Raw genomic sequence first — 17,622 nt, 5'->3', positions numbered from 1 at the left:
CATGAGCACCAGCGACACCAGCCCCGCCACCGCGTCCGCCCCGCTCCCGATCGTGGACGTCCACGTCGTCCTGCGCACCCCGGACGGCAAGATCCTGCTCTCCCAGCGCGGCGGCCCCTACGGCTACGGCCAGTGGCACGCCCCCAGCGGCAAACTCGATCCCGGCGAGAAGCCCGCCCACGGCGCCGCCCGCGAACTGGCGGAGGAGACCGGCATCACGACCGACCCGGCCCGCCTCCGCCTCGCCTACACCGTCCTACACCACCAAGACCCCGCGACCCTGCGCCTCGGCCTGTTCTACCTCGCCACCGAGTGGGAGGGGGAGCCCGTCAACCGCGAACCCGAGAAGTGCCTGGACCTGCGCTGGTTCACCGAGGACGACCTGCCCGACGACCTCATCCCCTACCCCGCCGCCGGCATCCACGGCACCCTCACCGACCCCGGCGGCCTGGCCCACCACGGCTGGCCGCCTGCGTGACAGCCGGCCGCTCGAATTCCTTGGCACACCCGTCCTCGCCCTCTGCCCATCGCCACCCCCAGGGGCGCCGGGGGTTCAGAGGGTGAGGCGGGTGTGCCCGTAGGTGCCACAGAACCCGCAGTCACAACTGGTGAGGGAGTTCGCCAGGCAATGGGCAGTCGGCCAGTAGCGCGACGCACAGGGTCCCGGATCGAGCGGCGTCTCATCCCCGGACACGGTCCTGTCACACCAGGTGCAGCGTACGGCCGCAGGCACACCCGCCTCCCTCAGCCGCCGGACCGCACCGACCGCCGTGTCGAACGGGACCTCCTCCAGAACCACCACAGGGGCGCTGCCCAGAAGCAGCTTGCTGTGCCACAGACTCAGCCCGGTCCCCGCCCTGACGGCCCGCAGGGCATTCGGCCCCACCTCCCCGGGGCCGGTCACCAACGCGGTGAACTGCGACACCTCCACGGACGCATCTCCTCCGGCAGCGGGACGGTCGCCCCAGTATGTCGACGGACAGAGCCCTCGGCCCACCGGCTTTCGGTGGCCACCGAGCCCAGGCCCGGCCCCTGCCCCGCCTCGCCGTCGAACGCCACGTGCGGCAGATGATCCGCACCTGCTGGGAACACGGCAAGCGCCCGGGGTTAGCCGACCTCAAGCTCTGGAAGTGGGCACACATGCTCGGCTTCCGCGGCCACTTCTCCACCAAGTCCCGCTGCTACTCCGTCACCCTCGGCCAACTGCGCGACGACCGCCGCACCTGGCGCACCGAACAGGCCCGCGCACACGCCGGCCTGCCCGAACTCGACCCGAGCACAACCCTCGTCATCAGCCACTGGGCCTACCACGGCTCGGGCTACAGCCCCGGCGCGCAACTCCTCGCCGCCGCCGTCTGGCACCGCAGAGAACTGGAACGGCAGTTCACCGCAGAGGGCGGCTGCTGATGACCACACTGCTCACGGTTCCGAGCACGGGCGAAGACCTGCTGACGGCCCCCCAGGTCATGGCCCGCCTCCAACTCGGCCGCTCCGCCGTCTACGACCTGCTCCGCACCCGGCAGCTCGCCTCCATCACCCTCGGCCGCGCCCGCCGCATCCCCACCCACGCGCTCACCGACTTCATCCGCACCCGACTCGAACAGGAAGCCGCCTGATGACCACACCCCGCGACGCCCCCGCCCCCTCCCGCCGCAGCCGTACAAACGGTGACGGCACCGGCTACCAGCGACAGGACAGCCGCTGGGAAGCCGCCGGATACGTCCTCACCCCCGGCGACACCCGCAAGCGCGTCCGCGTCTACGGCATCACCCGCAAGGAAGCCCTCGCCAAGCTCACCGAGAAGATCGCCACCAGCAACCGCGGCGTCCCCGTGGTCTCCGCCCAGGGAAGCCTCGGGGCCTTCCTGACGTACTGGCTGAAGAACGTCGCCGTCCCCGCGAGAACACCCACACCCGCTACACCGCCTGCACGAACCGCTACCTCATCCCCGGCCTCGGCAAGAAGAAGCTCGCCAAACTCTCGGCCAAGGATGTCCGCACATGGCTCAACCAGCTCCGCACCACCTGCCAGTGCTGCGCCCGCGGCCTCGATGCCGCCCGCGACCAGCCCCGCTGCTGTGCCACCGGAACGTGCTGCGGCAAGCGGCTCTCCCCGCTGACCCTCGCCTACATCCACTCCGTACTCAAATCCGCCCTGGAGCACGCCGTCCGGGAGGAAGAGATCCCGCGCAACGTCGCCCGCAACGTCCGCACCGGCACACCCCGACCCCGCCGCTTCGAACCCTCACCGCCGACGAAGCCCGCACCCTCCTCACCGCCGCCCAGGGCCACCACCTCCACGCACTGTTCGAACTCGCCCTCCGCACCAGACTACGCAAGGGCAGACTCCTCGGTCTGCGATGGGAAGACATCGACCACGGAGGCGGCACCGCCAGCATCCGCCGCACCCTCCAGCGCACCCGCACCGGCGGCCTGACCACCCTCCCCACCAAGAACAGTCAGCTCCGAACGCCGCATCGCCCTCCCGGCCCCCTGTCTCCTCGCACTCCGCGCCCACCGGGGGCAGCAAGCCCAGGAGAAGGAGAAGGCCAGCGCGGGCTGGGTGAACAACGGCCACGTCTTCACCCGGACCGACGGCCACCTCATCGAACCCGCCGCCCTCACCCGCCACTTCAACGCACTCCTTCGCCGCGCACACCTCCGCCAGATCCGCTTCCACGACCTGAGGCAAACGGAGCAGGGCACACACCCTTCGGGTTGTTGATTACCACGTCCGCACTCGTCACATCAGGGTGGTTCCGCATCGCCCATGCAATCTCTGACTCAAAATGCGTGGCTGCGCAATAGGACCGCTGCGGAGGTTTGTGATGTTCGGAGAATCCGCAAGGAAATCCACAATCTCCCTCCAGGACCCAGTCTCTCCACTCATTACTGGCGCGCCGATCGGGTTTCCAGCAGAATCTACTACCTGGCACGTTGCCCGTGACCTCGTCGCCGACGGCCTCACTGGCCCAGCCGGCACCGGCGACGTTCGGATCTGGAGCGACCCGCACGAGCTGTTCGGCTCCAACGACGACCGCAGGGTGCACCTGAGCCTGGACTCACCCCAAGGCCACGCCGACCTCACAATTCCGTGGAGCGACCTCGAGGAGTTCATCACCGCTACGCGCAAGATCGTGGCACCGGGTCGGGAGCACACCCACGTCGCCACCGCGTTCGACGACTTCGCCGCGACCATCCACAGCAGCGCCCCGTCGCCGGCATCGCGCCCTGTCAGCTGACCGCAGGTGTGAAAACGGGCCATTTGCGGACACGGTTGTCGACAGGCATGGCTTGTCAGGCCGCCGCAGTTCCGCTGCGGCTACACGCCCAGGGAGAGGTGGCGCGGGGCGCAGTGGTGCCGTCGCCCGGGCCCGGAGCTGCCAGAGCCCGTGCGGTTCATTCCTCGAAAGTCTGGCCCCACCGCGCGCGCGGTGGGGCCAGCATCCAACATCCTCGTCGGCGTTCTAGAAGCCGCCCTGTAATCTGGCGCTAGAACGATGCTAGCTCGTTCGATCGGTCAAGAATTCAATATTCCATATGAGTTCGAGCCATTCCTTCGCCGCGGTTGCGAGTCGTGAATCCTTCATCCGTGGCGCGGCCCATTCCAGTTCCAGTCGGACAGATCTTATCGCAGACCATGTGTCCCGATCTGGCCCGAGACTGGAATCTTGCCGCCATCCTTCGACGCGCAGATGCTCGGCAAATTTTAATACCTCGATTCGCGCTGGCGAAAGAAGCGCTAGAATGCGGCGCCCAAGATTATCCGGAGCGAGTTCCGGATGCTCGATGACCCAGCCGAATCGATCGGCTGTCGAGACGTAGACGCCCAGCCAGTTGATTCCCATGAATGCCGGAACTCTTCCAGATTCAATCGCAGCGATCGCAAATTCGACGGCGCGATCGAAATGCTCCCGTGGGTGATTTTTGGGATCGGCTAGCGCGTATATTGCGTCCGTCTTCAGTAAATCATTGACTGCGCCCCAGGTCTGAAGGTGAGTATCTTCGGGAATATGCGAGGATATCCACGTGCGATAGTTTGCCGGGCTAACAGTGCAAAGTTGATCGTATAGGTCTGGTGGCTCGGTCGTCACGGCCTCGGTTCTCCTCCGAGATTAAACGTTACGTCATCTGGGACATGTACGCCCGCACTCCTAAAAGCGTCCACGCCATTTTGCAATGCCTGGGCCGCCTGATCTTCATAAGGAAGATAGTGGCCTGTCCTGTTGTCGAGGCGTATGACCCGCCCGTTCGCAACCTGGATGCTCCCAGCGCCGACAACATCAGCCCCTCGTGTGAGTACGGGATGGTTGAAGCCGCCCTCAATTATTCTGAGTTTACCGCCCGTATCGACCGACCAGATGTAGTGCCCACTGCCGGCCATGGCCGTGCCGAACTCAGAAGAACCAGCTTCCAGAGGAGTGGCGTCGACCAGTCTCATCAAACCCATCTCGCCCTCAAGTCGCTCCGGATAGCGGTTGGACAGCACTGGACCGCAATTGTGAACCAGGACTGGCGTCGCGCCCGCAACCACATAGTACGTGTGGAGGTTGGCAACGGTGAGGTTGTAGGCCGGACGTGGGCTGGTGTGGTAGTTGCGGACCTGGAGGACGGGGATGGTCTTGCCGTCGGAGGTTCGGAGGAGTTCGCCAGTTCTCAGGTCGTTGGCGTTGGTCCAGTGTTGGGTGGTTTCATTCCAGTATGGATGCCTTTGAGTAGAGGTGACGGTGGAGGTTTTGGACGGGTTGGAGGGGTCGGTGATTGTGAGGTCGGTGAAGTCGTGGTCGTCCGATCCGATGATGGTGTCGGTTACGGTTTCGGGACTCGTGGTGCCGGTCTCCGGGTCTGTTGCGATGACCTCATCTCCGGACTGAACCTCGCTGATGGGCTTGGTCGTTCCGTCGGCAAGGACGACTGGCGTGTCGGGCGGGAAGCTGTTCGGCTCCTCTTTGCATCCACGTGGGGTGGCTGGGTGTGGTTCGTCGGAGAGGGCTTCTGTGAGCGCCGTTCTTAGACCTCGCTCGAGCATTTTGGCCTTGGTGTAGCCAACCATGTTGAGACTCATGTTGAGGCAGCCCATTGCCGAGCCGTTGTAGCAGTCGATGGCGTCGGCGATGCCGGTGAATTCGGCTACGAGTTGGGTGACCTTGGTCCAGGTGGGGTTGCCCTTGGGCTTGTACGAGCTCCAGGAGGATTCGACAGGGGGGCGGCGCTTGACGGGTTTGGCGTTGAAGTTGACTCTCTGGTGGACGACGATCACGTTCTTCGAGGCCATGGAGCCGTTGGGGACGACGTCGCGGGCCCAGTCCCAGCCGCCGTCGCCGTCGGGTGTCCAGATTTCCATGGTCCCGTCAGGGAGTTTGTTGCTGAAGCCGCCGGCTGAGCCGTCGGGGCGCAGTCCGTTCGGGTCGCTGAGGTTGACGGGGTTGTTGTTGCTGTAGGAGTAGGCGTTCCACTGTTGTGGGTTGGCCTGGTCGAGGATGGGGTCGGGGCTGATGAAGCGGCCGGTGGTGGGTTGGTATTGGCGGGCGCCGAGGTTGGTGAGGTTGGTGGTGTCGTCCTTGGTGCCGCCGATGTAGCCCTTGGTGCCGAGCCAGGTTCCGGGTGCGGGTTGGTTGCCGCGGGGGTTGCCGAAGGGGTCGCTGGTGCGGCGGGTGGTGGCGGTAGTGGCCAGGTCGATGCTGGTGGTGCCGGTTCCGTGGTGGTCGGTTGCCTGGACGACGAAGGTTCCGGCTGCGGTGCCGGCGCCTTGGCGGACGATGGTGAGGCCGCCGGGGATGGGGTAGTAGCGGGTGCCGGTCTGGGTCTTGGCCGTCGTGTTGACGGTGAGTTCGTCGGTGCCGAGGGTGATGGTGTTCTGGCCGGGGTTGCGGCGGATGAGCTGGTTGCCGTCGGCGTCGTAGAGGTAGGTGGTGGTGGTGTTGGGGACGGTCCACTTCTGCCCGGCCGGGACGGTGCTGGCGCAGGTGCCGAGGGCCAGGGCGGTGTTGGCGGTGGTGACGTCGCCGGGGATGGCGAGGCACTGGTTGGATGCGGGGTTGTGGATGGTTCCGTCGAGGCGGGCGTTCCAGGTCTGCGCGGCGGAGTTGTCGCAGGCCTGGAGCTGGACGGCCGACCCGGCGGTGGTGCCCATGGCCTGGACGCACTTGTCGAGGACGACGAGCTTGCTGTTGGCGACGGTGTAGAGCTGGGTGCCGCTGTTGTTGCAGGTGTTGATCTGCAGGTTGGTGCCGTTGGCGTTGCTGCCGCCGGCGGTGGTGAGGCAGGTGCCGCCGTTGCCGGTGATCTGGGCGGGGGAGGTGTAGGAGGCGAGCTTGCCCTCGCTGTTCCAGGTCAGCGCGGAGGTGCCGGTGCCGGGGACGCCGGTGCGGATAGCGGTGGTGTTGCCGGCCGCGTCGTACTGGGTGGCGCCGGTGGCGGTCGTGGTGGCGCCGGTCTTGACGGTGGATCCGAGCAGGGCGTGGGCGCCGCCGGTGCCGCCGCCGGTGGTGGCCGCGGTGGTCGGTGTGTTGACCGTGCCGGCGACCGGGAACTGCTGGGTGGTGGTGACGTCCTTGGCGGGGTCGCCGTACTGGTCGCGCTGGATCAGGGAGGTGCGGTTGCCGGTGAGGTCGTAGGTGTACTCCTGCCAGTAGGGGTTGCCGCCGCCGACGGTGGTCTTGGCCGGCGCCACCGCCCCGCTGGTGGGTGTGGTGTTGGCGCAGGCGCCCTGGTCGAGGGTCTTGTGCTGGAGCGGGTCCGGGGTGGTGATGTCGCCGGTGTCGGTCCAGGCGGTGGTGAGGCGGCCGAGGTAGTCGTAGGTGAAGCACTGCCGGTCGGTCGCGGTGGGGTTGTTGTCGGGGATGTCGGTGATCGAGGTGATCGAACCTGCGGGGTTGTAGGTGTAGTTGGTCTGCTGGACCGCTCCGAGGGTGGAGGTCTGCTTGTCGAGGAACTGGCCGCGGATGCGGCCGGTGGCCTGGTCGTAGTCGGTGGTGGCGACGACCTGGGTTCCCCACGGGTTGACGGTCGAGCGCAGCGGGCGGCCGTAGGCGTCGTACGAGGTCTGCACGTCGTAGGTGGTGGCGCCGGCGTAGGAGAACATCTGGCCGTAGTCGTTGTACGAGAACGCCAGCCGGTCCTGCGGGAGTCCGCCGGTGGCGGGCAGCGTGGTCAGCTTGGGGCTGCCGGTGACCTGGTCATAGGCGGTCGAGGTGGCGTAGGTGTAGGTGCCGGAGTCGAGGCCGGCTTCGGTTCCGGGGACGGTCAGGGTCGTGCCGGTCAGGCGGTAGCCGTTGTCGTAGCCGGTGACGGCCGTCGTGTAGGCCTGGCCGCCGTTGCTGCCGCCGACGTAGCGGGTGGACGAGGCGGGTTTGCCCTTCATCACCGTGTCGAAGGTCCACGCGGCGAGCTGCGTGGCAGGTGTGGCCGTGCCCTGGTAGAGGCCGGTCTTTCGCCCGAGCAGGTCGTAGGTGTAGGTGAGGACCTGCCCCCTGGCGTCGGTCGAGGTGGACACCCGGGACGCGCCGTCGTAGGTGCGGCCTGTCGTTCCGGTGTCCGGGTCAGTAGCGCTGGTCTGGCGTCCGCGCAGGTCGTAGGTGTATGTCCAGGTATTGCCCGCGGCGTCGGTCATGCCGCCGATCTGGCCTGCCGGGGTGTAGGTGCGGCGGGTGACGGCGGCGTCGGAGGCCTGTCCGGTGGCGGTGGCGGTGCGGTACTGCCACGCTTCGGTGGTGCGGCCGCGGGCGTCGGACAGGGTGGTGGTGGGCCAGGCGCCCTGCGGGGGGACGACGTCGATCCGACCGGCGTCGGGGTAGGCGGTGGTGGTCTGGTACTGGAGGACGCCCAGGGACCAGGACGCCGAGGCGACCTGTCGGCCGAGGCTGTCGAAGGTCAGGCGCGTCTGGGCCGGGATGTCGCTGTCTGGGGCGCTGACCAGCGTCGTCGAGGGGCCGGAGGCCTTGTCGTACCAGGGCGTACTGGAGGCCCAGGCCCGGCCTTGGGAGTCGTACTGGGTGTCGGTGATCAGCCGGCCGGTGTAGCCCGGGCCTGCCGGGGTGGACTGGGTCTGGCGGGTGCGGGCGAAGCCGTCGAGCAGCGAGATCTGTCGCGTGTAGACGGGGGTGTCGATGTCGGACGTAAGGGTGGAGGAGGTGGTGGTCGACGGGACGCCGGTGGTGTTCGAGACGTTGTAGTCGAATTTCAGGTTGGCGTTCGGCTTGAGCGCCGGGGTGCGGCCGGGATACCAGACCGCGGTCAGGCGGCCGAGGGCGTCGTAGGTCTCGGTCGTCGTCTTGCCGTTGGCGTCCTTGACCGTCAGCGGCAGGGACCGCCGGCTGTCGAACGTGGTGACGGTGTCCCAGGTGCCGTTGCCGGAACCGGGCGCGGGAGCCGACACGGTGATGGTGGCAGGCAGTTCGCCCGCGGCGGGAGCGGCGTAGGACGTCGTGCTCGTGGCACCGTTCGGGTGCTGCGCGTCGGTGCTGTTCGGGTCGGTGACGGAGAGGGGCCGGCCGTAGGTGTCGAACGCGGTGGTGCTCACGGTCGTGAACACGGGGGCGCCGGTGCTGTCGTAGCGGTCGAGGACCTGCTTGGACGTTGGGTCGGCGGTCGTGGCGGCCTGCTGGTAGGGCTTGCCGTCGTAGAGACCCCGCTCCCTGGAGACGGTGTTGGTTGCCGTGGCCGGGGCGGTGCAGGCGTCAGTGCCGGAGACGGTCAGGGTCTCGGCGATCAGGTCGGTGCGCTGGAGGTCCGGGCCGGTGGCGTATGCGGTGCGGGTGCACAGGTCCGGCAGGCCGTCGGCCTGGTCGAGCGAGGTGATCGGTCGGCTGCTGTGGGTCTCGTCGCCGGTGGTGGTCTGGGTGGTGGTCCGCCAGGTGTCGTCGGCCTTGCGGATGCGGTTGGTCGTGCTGTTGACGGTGGCCGGGTAGCGGGCGACGAGGTCCGGAAGGCCGTTGCCGCGCGGCTGGGTCGCGGTGGTCCACTCCCTGGTCGCGCTGTTGACGACCTGTGCCATGGCCTTGCCGGTCGTCAGGTCGATCGTCTCGGTCTGCAGGGGTAGGCCGGAGAGCCATTCGACGTCGGTGACGCTTCGGCCGAGGGCATCGGTGAGGCGGGGCGCGGTCCGCTTGGTGTTGTTCTTGAGGACGTCACCGTCCATGCCTTGCCGGTAGGTGGTGACGGTCCGCGTTTTGGGGCCGTCGTTGCCGCTGCCGACGGTGACGGTGACCGTGGCGAAGCCGCGGAAGTCGTTCCAGGTACGGGCTTTGGGGTCGGTGAACTGGCTGTCGTCGCGGTGCCAGGCCGCAGGGCCGTAGTCGTAGCTGGTGGTCTTGGCGGGCGCGCCGGTGGCGAAGTCGTTCTCGGTGATCGAGCGGACGGTGTAGTGGTTGAACCAGTCGAGGACGGGGTCCGCGCCGGCGATGGATCCGGGGACGGACCAGCGCACCGGGAAGCAGGCGCGGGTGTTGTCGTCCTCGGCCGCCGGCATCACATGGTTGACGCGGGAGCAGTCGCGCTCGTTGTAGTCGACGTTGAGGACGCCTCCGGTCTCGTTGCGGATCTGCTGGATGCGCGGCCGGTTCATCCGCGGTGGTGCCGGGACGAGGTCCGATCCGTCGACTCGGTTGGCCAACATGACCGGGACGAAGGACACCGCGGGGGTGCTGACGTTCGGTGTGGCGGTCTTGCCGGTGCGCTGCACCGAGTCGAGCCACAGGACCCGCTGGCTGAGGGCGTCCTTGGGGTCGCTGGTGACGTCCTTGGGGTCGCGGAAGGAGTGCGTCAGCTCGTAGGAGTCGACGTCCTGCCAGGCGTTGTTGACCCGGACCTGGGTGGTGACCGACATCAGGCGCTTGGTGGTGAAGTATGTGGGGCCTGGGACGGTGCAGGTGCCGGTGTCCTTGCATTCCTGGTCCACCGGTACGTCGGGCCAGTTGTTCTTGTTCGCGACGGTGCGGTTCGCCGGGTCGCAGGCGGAGCCGGTGGTGAGGCAGCGCTCGGCGGTGTTGAAGGCGATCCGGGCCGCGGGCTGGAGGGCCCCCTTCGCTGTGACCTGGTCGGCGAGGCGCTGGCCGTAGTCGATGCGGGAGAGCGTGTTCGCCCGGGTGTACGCCGTCAGCGTTCCGTTGCCGCTGTTCTGGCCGGCGCCGCGGGAGTAGTAGTTCGTCTCCGGCGCCCAGGTGTAGGTGATCAGGTTCCCGTGGGCGTCCACGACGTAGTCGAGGGACAGGCGCTGCCACATCTGGCACCAGGAGGCCTTGCCCTTGGCGGCGTCGTAGCACGGGTCGCCGTTGTTGGGGGTGTAGACCGGAACGGTGGAAGCGGACTGGGTGGCGGGGCCGCTCTTGTCGCCACCGGGCAGGTGGTTGAGTCCGAAGTAGTACACCGTGCCGGAGGTGTCGGTGACCTTGGCGTAGGCGCCGTTGTAGGTGCCGTTGCCGCCGGCGGGGTCCGCGCCGAACTCGATCCGGGTGCCGTCGTCGTTCTTCAGATGCCACACACCGGTGGCCTCGTCGGACGAGGCCGCTGCTGTCGACTCGCGCACCAGCGGTCCGGCGTGTGATCCGAGGGACAGAGTGGCGTTGAACCCGCCCCAGCACAGGTCTCCGGACTTGGCGATGCCGTCCTTGTCGCACGGGGTGTAACTGCGTTCGATGAAGCCGGGGTTGAAGTCCCAGCCGTCGCCGATCCAGGACGCTTGGGCGTTGGTGGCCGACGTCTTCCCGTCCACCGAGGAGGAGTTGTACCCGAGGGACACCTGCGGTGCGGCGTCGCCGAGCGCCGGCGGCACATCGACGCCGTAGTTGTAGGTGAGCGAGCCGGAGGAGTTGCCGGCCGCCCAGGCGGAGGAGCTCGACAGGCTGGTGGCCTGGTACGTCCCGCCGCCACCGGACGCGCCGGTCTCCGCACCGAGGAGCACGGCTTGGGCGTTTGTCGTCGAGGTGCTGGACAGCGCGGCCTTGACCGCTCCACCGGCCCCCGGCGCGGGCTGCGTGCCGGTGTGGCCCGACGGGATTTCCAGGTCGGCGACCAGGCGCTTCGAAGCGGGGTCGTAGGTGGTGGTGACCGGTGTGCGGACCAGGCAGGACGGCACCTGCGGGGTGGTCAGCGCGCACGACGGCATCGTGACCAGTCGGCCGCGGGAGGCGAAGTCGCCGACCGTTCCGCTCGCCGCATCCAGTGCCGCGACATCGACGGCGACCTTGACCGCCTTCGACGCGCCGTCGCCTGCCGGGGCCGGTTCGCCGGCCGCGGGCGCGGTGGCGCTCAGTGAGAGCAGGAGGCCGTTCACCCGGGCGGCGTCCGCGGTCTTCGTATCGGCTTGAACGACCGTTACCGCGTCCGGGGCGGAGCCCTGCTCGGCGGCGCTGACCCAGACCGGGAGTGTTCCCGCCTGTGAGGGCGTGCTCGTCAGGCCCGCCGTTGCGCTCTTCTGCTCGACGGGCGTCCGGACGGGGACGGTGTTGGAAGCCGCCGGGACGGGGTAGTGCGGAGCGGTCTCGGACGGCTTCGGTGCCGGCGCGGCGTTGACCGACGGGGTCTGCGGCAGCGGGGTGTTGGGAGGTGACCACACCCGGGTGAAGTCGGGCTCCGCCGCGATGGCCTGGGAGACGGCAGGTCCCAGCAGCGACGAGGTCAGGGCCAGCACCACGGCGCCGGCTATGCGCCTGCTCACCGGTGGTGATCCGTCTCTTCTGCGAATTGGCATGGATAGTCCTTTAGCTGACGTTGAGTTAACTAAAGCGTGCCTCGTTGAGGGCTGGTGGATTCTATGGGGGGCTTGAAAGTTGATCTCTTCGTATCGAGAACACGGCGCCTGTGACGTGCGTCACCTTGGTGGAGTGGGGTGTCTATGGCATCCGATGGGGGATATTTCGGAAAGAAAATCGTTGACGACCCGTCTGATTCCCTGAGACCGTCCGCCTGGCCTCCGCGCGTCCGGCGCCGAGGGTTCAAACCGGGGAAAACGCCATGGGTGCTCCAGGTAGGGATATGACTGACAGTCGACCATCGTTCGAGCGGGCCGCCAGGCCGCGATCCGCTGGACTCCGCTTCTCGTCACTGGCAGCGATGCTGGCACTCGCGGTGACACTGCCCGGCCTCGCACCGCTTCCCGCCGCAGCCGACTCGGCCGCCGATCCGTGGAAGGCCGCGCAGGAAGCCGTCACCGCGGGAGACGCCAAGCACGCGGGGGAGTTGCTGGATCCCAAGCCCGCCGAGCTGGCGCTCGCCGAGGCGAAGAGGACCGGCAAGGACGTCCCGGTCCCGTCGCTGGCGGACGAGTTCAGCACCACGGTCGCCACGCCTTCCGGCAGGTTCCGGCAGGAGAGGCACCTGGACGCCCAACGCGTGAAACGCGCCGACGGGTCGTGGGCAGCGCTGGACGACACCCTGCTCAAGCGCGCCGACGGCACCCTCGCACCGGCCGCGGCGAGCGAGGACCTGGCCGTCTCGGGCGGCGGCAACGGCTCGCTGGTGACGATGACGACCAAGGACGGCAAGCAACTCGCAGTCGGCTCACCGTTCCCGGGGCCGCTGCCGGTCCCGACCGTGAGCGGAAACAGCGCGTTGTACGCGTCGGTGGCACCGGACACCGACCTGAAGGTGACCGCAAACCGGTTCGGCGGCTACAGCACCGTACTGATCCTCCACACGCCGGCCGCGGCGGCGAACCCGGCCGTTCGCTCGCTCACTTTCCCCACCACGACCAAGGGTGTGGAGCTGTCCACGAACGAGGACGGGAGCCTGCGCGCGGTCAGCGAGGGCAAGGAGGTCTTTACCGCTCCCAAGCCGCAGATGTGGTCGGCCGCGGCACCAGTACCCGCTCTCGCGTCAGGCGGCACCGGCTCGACGTCGGCCTCCACGGTGGTGAAGGCGTCGTCGGCCAGCCAGGTCTCGCTGACCGCGGGCGGGTCCGGCGAGGGCACCCGGCAGGCATCGGGCACACCGAGTACGCCAGACGGCCCCGGCACTGGGGCCACGGTCGCCGACATCCCCGTGACGACCGGAACAGGCACGAACGGCAGCAGGAGCATCGTCCTGTCGCCCAGCCCGGAACTGTTGGACGGCCCGAACACCAGCTACCCGATCTACGTCGACCCGTCATGGTCGAACGACGCTCGGGGCAAGAGTCACCACGCCTGGGTCCAGTCCGCCTACCCGAAGACCGGGAACTACGACCGCACCGGATCCGCCGACCGCGACCACCCCGGCGTCGGCTACCAGGGATGGGAGACCACCAAGGGCGTCGAACGGGCACTGTACGAGTTCAACCTGAACGGCTATCTGCCCGACACCGCCATCAACTACGCCAACCTGCGCGTCTGGCAGCACACCTCCGCCGACTTCTCCTGCACCAACGCGTACCCGGTCAGCGCCTACAGGGCCGGCGCCTTCGGTGACGGCATCTCTTGGGACAGCCACCAGATCTTCGAGTGGCTCGACGGCAAGGACGTCCCCGGCAACGGAGGCAACGGCGCCTGCATGTCAGGCATCCCCGTCGACTTCAACGTCACCGGGGCGATGCGCAACGCCCTCGCCGATACCAACACGCCTCTGGCGTTCGCCATCAGGGGCCCGGAGGGAACCGGCGACAGGGTGGCGTTCAAGCACTTTGCCTACGACGCGGTCCTGTCCACCGAGTTCGACCACGTACCGCTCCAACCGGCAGACCCCCAGGCCCGTCCGGCCCCGCGCAGCGTCACCCGAGGCGAGAGCAACGCCTGCGGCGACGGGACGGTCTCCTCGTTCCGCTGGGTGACCGACACCACGGTCAACCTGACCTCGATCGTCAGCAGCCACAACCAGGGCCAGCTCACCGAGTACGTCAGGATCTGGGACGACGCCGTCTCCGGATCGCCCATCGTCAGCAGTGGCTGGTCGGGCTTCGTCCCCAACAGCAGCCGTGCCTCCTACACCGTCCCCCGCTTCACCCTGCAGGACGGTCACATCTACGGCTGGGCCACCCAGGGCGACGACGGCATCCTTCGCGGACCGGAGACGGCCACGTGCCACTTCGCCGTCGACACCACCCCGCCGGTCGCGGCCTTCGGCACCTTCACTGACCCCAACAAGCAGTTCCCACCGTCCGGCAACGGCCAGACCACCAACCTGCGCCTCGGCGACGAAGGGTCGATCCCCTTCACGGCCTACGACCCCAACCCCTCCGGCAAACTCGCCTCCGGCGTCGTCTGCGTCCGCTACGGCTACGACCCGCAGCTCGCCGACCACAAGCAGGACTGCGCCCCGGCCGGAAGCACCCTGAACGTCACCGAGATCAGGACCAAGCCCCCGCACTGGGGCACCAACATCCTCTACGCCCAGGTCTTCGACGACGCCGGCAACGCCTCGCAGACCATGTCGTACGCCTTCTACGTCCCCTGGGCACCGGGCCCGGTCGCCTTCGGCGACACCACCGGCGACGCCAACCCCGACATCCTGGTCCCGGACAGCGCCGGCAACCTGATCACCCACGGCCGTGCCACCGACCCGGGCAACACCGATGTGCCGCCCACCGGAACCGCCGCCCCCGCCAACCAGGTACCCGAGGCAGGGAAGACGTGGAAGGACTACCACGTCACCCACCGGGGCTCCCTGGACCCCGGGAAGAACACCGACGACCTGTTCGTACACCGGGACGGCGGAGCCGGTCTCCACTACTACTACAGGAACGAAGGCAACCCCGGCCGATTCAGTCTTGATTACAAGAAGATCCTGGACCGGCCCAATTGCGAGGGTGGCGCAGCGTCCTGCCCTGGCTACCAGCAGGACGCGGACTGGAGCCACACCAGCCAGATCACACCGATCGGCTCGGCCAAGGACACTCGAACCCCCAACCGCCAGGTCACGAACGCCACCGGCATCTTCGCCGTGGAGGCCAAGAACCTCTGGTACTACCCCGCCGGCTCCAACCACACCCTGCTCCCGCCCACCCTGGTCTCCGCAGGCGGTTGGGACACCGTCGACCTGATGGTTCCCGGTAACACCCTCGCAGTCGACCCCGCCGGCACCACCCCGGTGGCCCCGGCCCTGTGGGCGCGTGCCCGCACCGCCACGACCGACCGGGCCGTAGGAGACATCCTCCAGTACGCCCTCACCACCGAGACCCGCACCGACGGCACCAGCGAGTACACCGTCGTCACCGCCGTCACCCCGGCCAGCACCTTCAAGATCGGCGCCGGAGTCACCCCGGGCGACTTCCCGACCGTCGGCTCGGACGGCGACGTGACCGGCGACGGCGTGCCCGACCTGTGGGCCCTGGACAGCTCCGGCAAACTCCACGCCTGGCCCGGCGCGCTCACCGGCAAGACGGTCACCGGCCTCGGCGCCGACCACTACCGCGGTAACACCCAGGCCCCGGCCGCCCAGTGGAAGCTCCAGGGCGACACCAGCGCGATCAGCGCCGACCCGGCCGTCACCTACAACGCGACCGCCACCGACGTCGCCTTCGCGGACGACACCGTCGACGGCCGCGGCACGAAGGCGGCAGTCTTCAACGGCTCGACCTCGGCCATGACCACCGACAAACCGGCCGTCGACACCCGCAAGAGCTTCACCATCAGCACCTGGGCGAAGTCCAACGGCAACGGCCAGATCGTCGCCAGCCAGAACACCGCCCACGCCAGCAGCTTCATCCTCTGGAGCGAAGGCACCGGAGGCGCCTGGCGCTTCGCGCTCGCACACGGCGACGACAACACCTGGCCCTACGAGTTCACCAACATCAGCAACAGCGCCGCCCTGGTCCAGAACGGCGCCTGGACCCGCCTGACCGCCAGCTACAACGCCGACACCGGCCAGATGAACCTCTACGTCAACGGCACCCTCGCAGGCAGCGCCTACCACAACGCGGCCACCAGCCCCGCTCCCAGCGGCGGCCTGGCCCTCGGCCGTTTCCAGTACCAGGGCCAGCCGAGCCCCAGCTTCAACGGCAGCATCACCAACTTCGCCGTCTACACCAACCCCGTCAACCCGCCGACCGCGGCCATGGCGATCCGCCACGCCGCGAGCAACAACTGCCTCGACGTCCCCTACAACGACACCAGCCAGGGACTCGAGATCGTCCCCTGCAACAACACCGCCGCCCAGAGCCTGACCGTCGACTCCACCAACGCCACCATCAGCCTGCGCGGCATGTGCGTCGACATCACCGCAGGCAGCACCGCCAACGGAGCCGGCATCGGCCTCGGACCCTGCACCCCCGGCGCCTCGAACCAGGTCTGGCTCCCCCGCGCCGACGGAAGCCTCTACAACCCGGCGACCGACCACTGCCTCGACCTGCCCAACAACGACACCACCCCCGGCAGCCGCCTCGCCGCCGCCACCTGCAACAGCACACCCGCCCAGACCTGGAGCTTCCCCGCCCTCAGGACCCCGCCCCAGCCCGTCAACCCCTAATGGGACTCGACGGGCCGTGAGGGAGACTACGGCCCGTAGCCGCCAGCAGGTGAGCACTATCAACCCCGGAGCCACTGCGAGTTCTGTGGTCAGACCGTGCCCCTGCTGGTCGGCCGGGAGGCCTGACCGCTGATGGGATGGCGTGCCCGCCGGGCGGTCGGGCGTGAGCACTGGATCCACCGGCCGGTCGGCTCGCCGATCGTCAGCACGCGGCCCGTCTCGCACGGAAGTTGGGGTTCCAGCGGACCGTGCACGAGTTCGACGATGAGGTCGAGTCGATCATCGAGCGCAATGACGATGCCCCCGGCCTGCTGCTGCTCGACCGCTGGGCGCTGCGCGACCCGCGCCGGCGCGAACTGGTCCGGCGCTTCGACCGCTCGGACGAACTGGGCGACCTGAGCAACGAGACGCTGCGCATCACCCGGTCGGGCCAGCCGGCCGAGCTTCCTCGGCGCGACCGGCCCGACCGGGCTGCACACGCTGGAGGACTTCGACGACGCACTGCCCCGGGCGGCGATGAAGGCCAAGTACGCCTTCGAGGGCCGCACCCGGGCCCCGGGGGATGGCGATGGGCCGACATAGGCAGCCTCCGCTTCGCTCAACCCTGCCCGATGCCCGGGGCTTCCTTGACAGCAGGCCCCTGACACAACCGTTCTCACCTCGTGCCCACGGGACGCGTTCAACGGTCACAGGGCAGCAGATCGCCCAACGCATTCTTGAAGGCCGTGAGCGGATAGTGCTCGCTTCCACAACCGGACATCTCAAGCTTCTTGAGCTGCCCGCCGACGATGTGGGACACCAGCGGTACGGGCAGGGCGTCCGACCACAGGCCGGTGCGCTTACCCTCCGAGAGCACTCGGCGAAACGCGCCGGTGGAGCCCCGCAGGCTCCGGCCGTTCGCCTTCAACTCCTCGGCGGCGCACTCGCCTTGGCCCTCGACAACCTGGAGCAGGATCTGCTGCGCGCGGGGCGGCAGGCGGTCGTAGTACGAGCGGGCCCGCTCCGGGGTCCAGCGGTCGTCGGGCACCGCGGTCACGACCGCCGTCGGCGTGGCGGCGAGGGCGAGCAGCTTCTCGAGCACCTCGGGGGTCGGATTCTCCACGGTGATCGTGATCTTCATGACGGACACCTTGGCAGCTTGAGGGGCTGAACACAAATAACCTCGACAAACGTGTCACAGACGCGAGGGCGGCATCCGGCTCGGATTGTGTACCAAGAAACGTGTTGCGTCCTCTAACTGGATTTAGAG

8 protein-coding genes and 2 pseudogenes are annotated in these 17,622 nt (G+C 68.2%); 6 read left to right on the top strand and 4 right to left on the bottom strand.

Annotated features, from left to right (window positions below; translation table 11 throughout):
- The first annotated feature begins 1 nt into the window (after window position 1).
- The 5 genes and pseudogenes from ACWDD9_RS31215 to ACWDD9_RS31195 all read left to right on the top strand — a co-directional run bounded on the left by ACWDD9_RS31215 (window position 2) and on the right by ACWDD9_RS31195 (window position 3,241).
- The gene (locus ACWDD9_RS31215) at window positions 2-478 is read left to right on the top strand and encodes an NUDIX hydrolase (protein WP_449813414.1); all 477 of its coding nucleotides are present in this window, start codon (window positions 2-4) and stop codon (window positions 476-478) included.
- Between the two features lie 542 nt (window positions 479-1,020).
- Window positions 1,021-1,407: pseudogene (locus ACWDD9_RS31210) on the top strand (replication initiator); the annotation flags it as partial.
- Entirely contained in the window at window positions 1,407-1,616 is a 210-nt protein-coding gene (locus tag ACWDD9_RS31205) for a helix-turn-helix domain-containing protein (RefSeq protein WP_449813413.1), read from the top strand. The pseudogene ACWDD9_RS31210 and the gene ACWDD9_RS31205, both read left to right, overlap by 1 nt.
- Window positions 1,616-2,694, top strand: a pseudogene (locus tag ACWDD9_RS31200) (tyrosine-type recombinase/integrase); the annotation flags it as partial. The gene ACWDD9_RS31205 and the pseudogene ACWDD9_RS31200, both read left to right, overlap by 1 nt.
- A gap of 133 nt (window positions 2,695-2,827) precedes the next feature.
- A complete protein-coding gene (locus ACWDD9_RS31195; protein ID WP_449813412.1) occupies window positions 2,828-3,241 on the top strand; it encodes an SsgA family sporulation/cell division regulator in 414 nt (137 codons plus the stop codon).
- Between the two features lie 261 nt (window positions 3,242-3,502).
- Here the strand turns inward: ACWDD9_RS31195 and ACWDD9_RS31190 are convergent, their stop codons facing one another.
- Window positions 3,503-4,093: a hypothetical protein gene (locus ACWDD9_RS31190; RefSeq protein WP_449813411.1), complete on the bottom strand. Its 591-nt coding sequence runs from the start codon at window positions 4,091-4,093 to the stop codon at window positions 3,503-3,505.
- A complete protein-coding gene (locus tag ACWDD9_RS31185; protein WP_449813410.1) occupies window positions 4,090-11,655 on the bottom strand; it encodes a polymorphic toxin-type HINT domain-containing protein in 7,566 nt (2,521 codons plus the stop codon). The genes ACWDD9_RS31190 and ACWDD9_RS31185 overlap by 4 nt, the downstream gene beginning before the upstream one ends.
- A gap of 395 nt (window positions 11,656-12,050) precedes the next feature.
- Between ACWDD9_RS31185 and ACWDD9_RS31180 the strand changes: the two genes are divergently transcribed.
- Entirely contained in the window at window positions 12,051-16,373 is a 4,323-nt protein-coding gene (locus ACWDD9_RS31180) for a ricin-type beta-trefoil lectin domain protein (RefSeq protein WP_449813409.1), read from the top strand.
- 89 nt (window positions 16,374-16,462) lie between these two features.
- Here ACWDD9_RS31180 and ACWDD9_RS31175 read toward each other — a convergent pair whose 3' ends face one another.
- Complete coding sequence (locus tag ACWDD9_RS31175) at window positions 16,463-16,900, bottom strand: hypothetical protein (RefSeq protein WP_449813408.1); 438 nt, start codon at window positions 16,898-16,900, stop codon at window positions 16,463-16,465.
- Window positions 16,901-17,052: 152 nt separating this feature from the next.
- Window positions 17,053-17,493, bottom strand: a complete 441-nt coding sequence (locus tag ACWDD9_RS31170) for a hypothetical protein (protein WP_449813407.1) — start codon at window positions 17,491-17,493, stop codon at window positions 17,053-17,055.
- Window positions 17,494-17,622 lie beyond the last annotated feature (129 nt).

Source organism: Kitasatospora sp. NPDC001119, from assembly GCF_053598475.1.
Note: the sequence above shows the minus strand (reverse complement) of the source record. Positions and strands in the feature narration are given on the sequence as shown.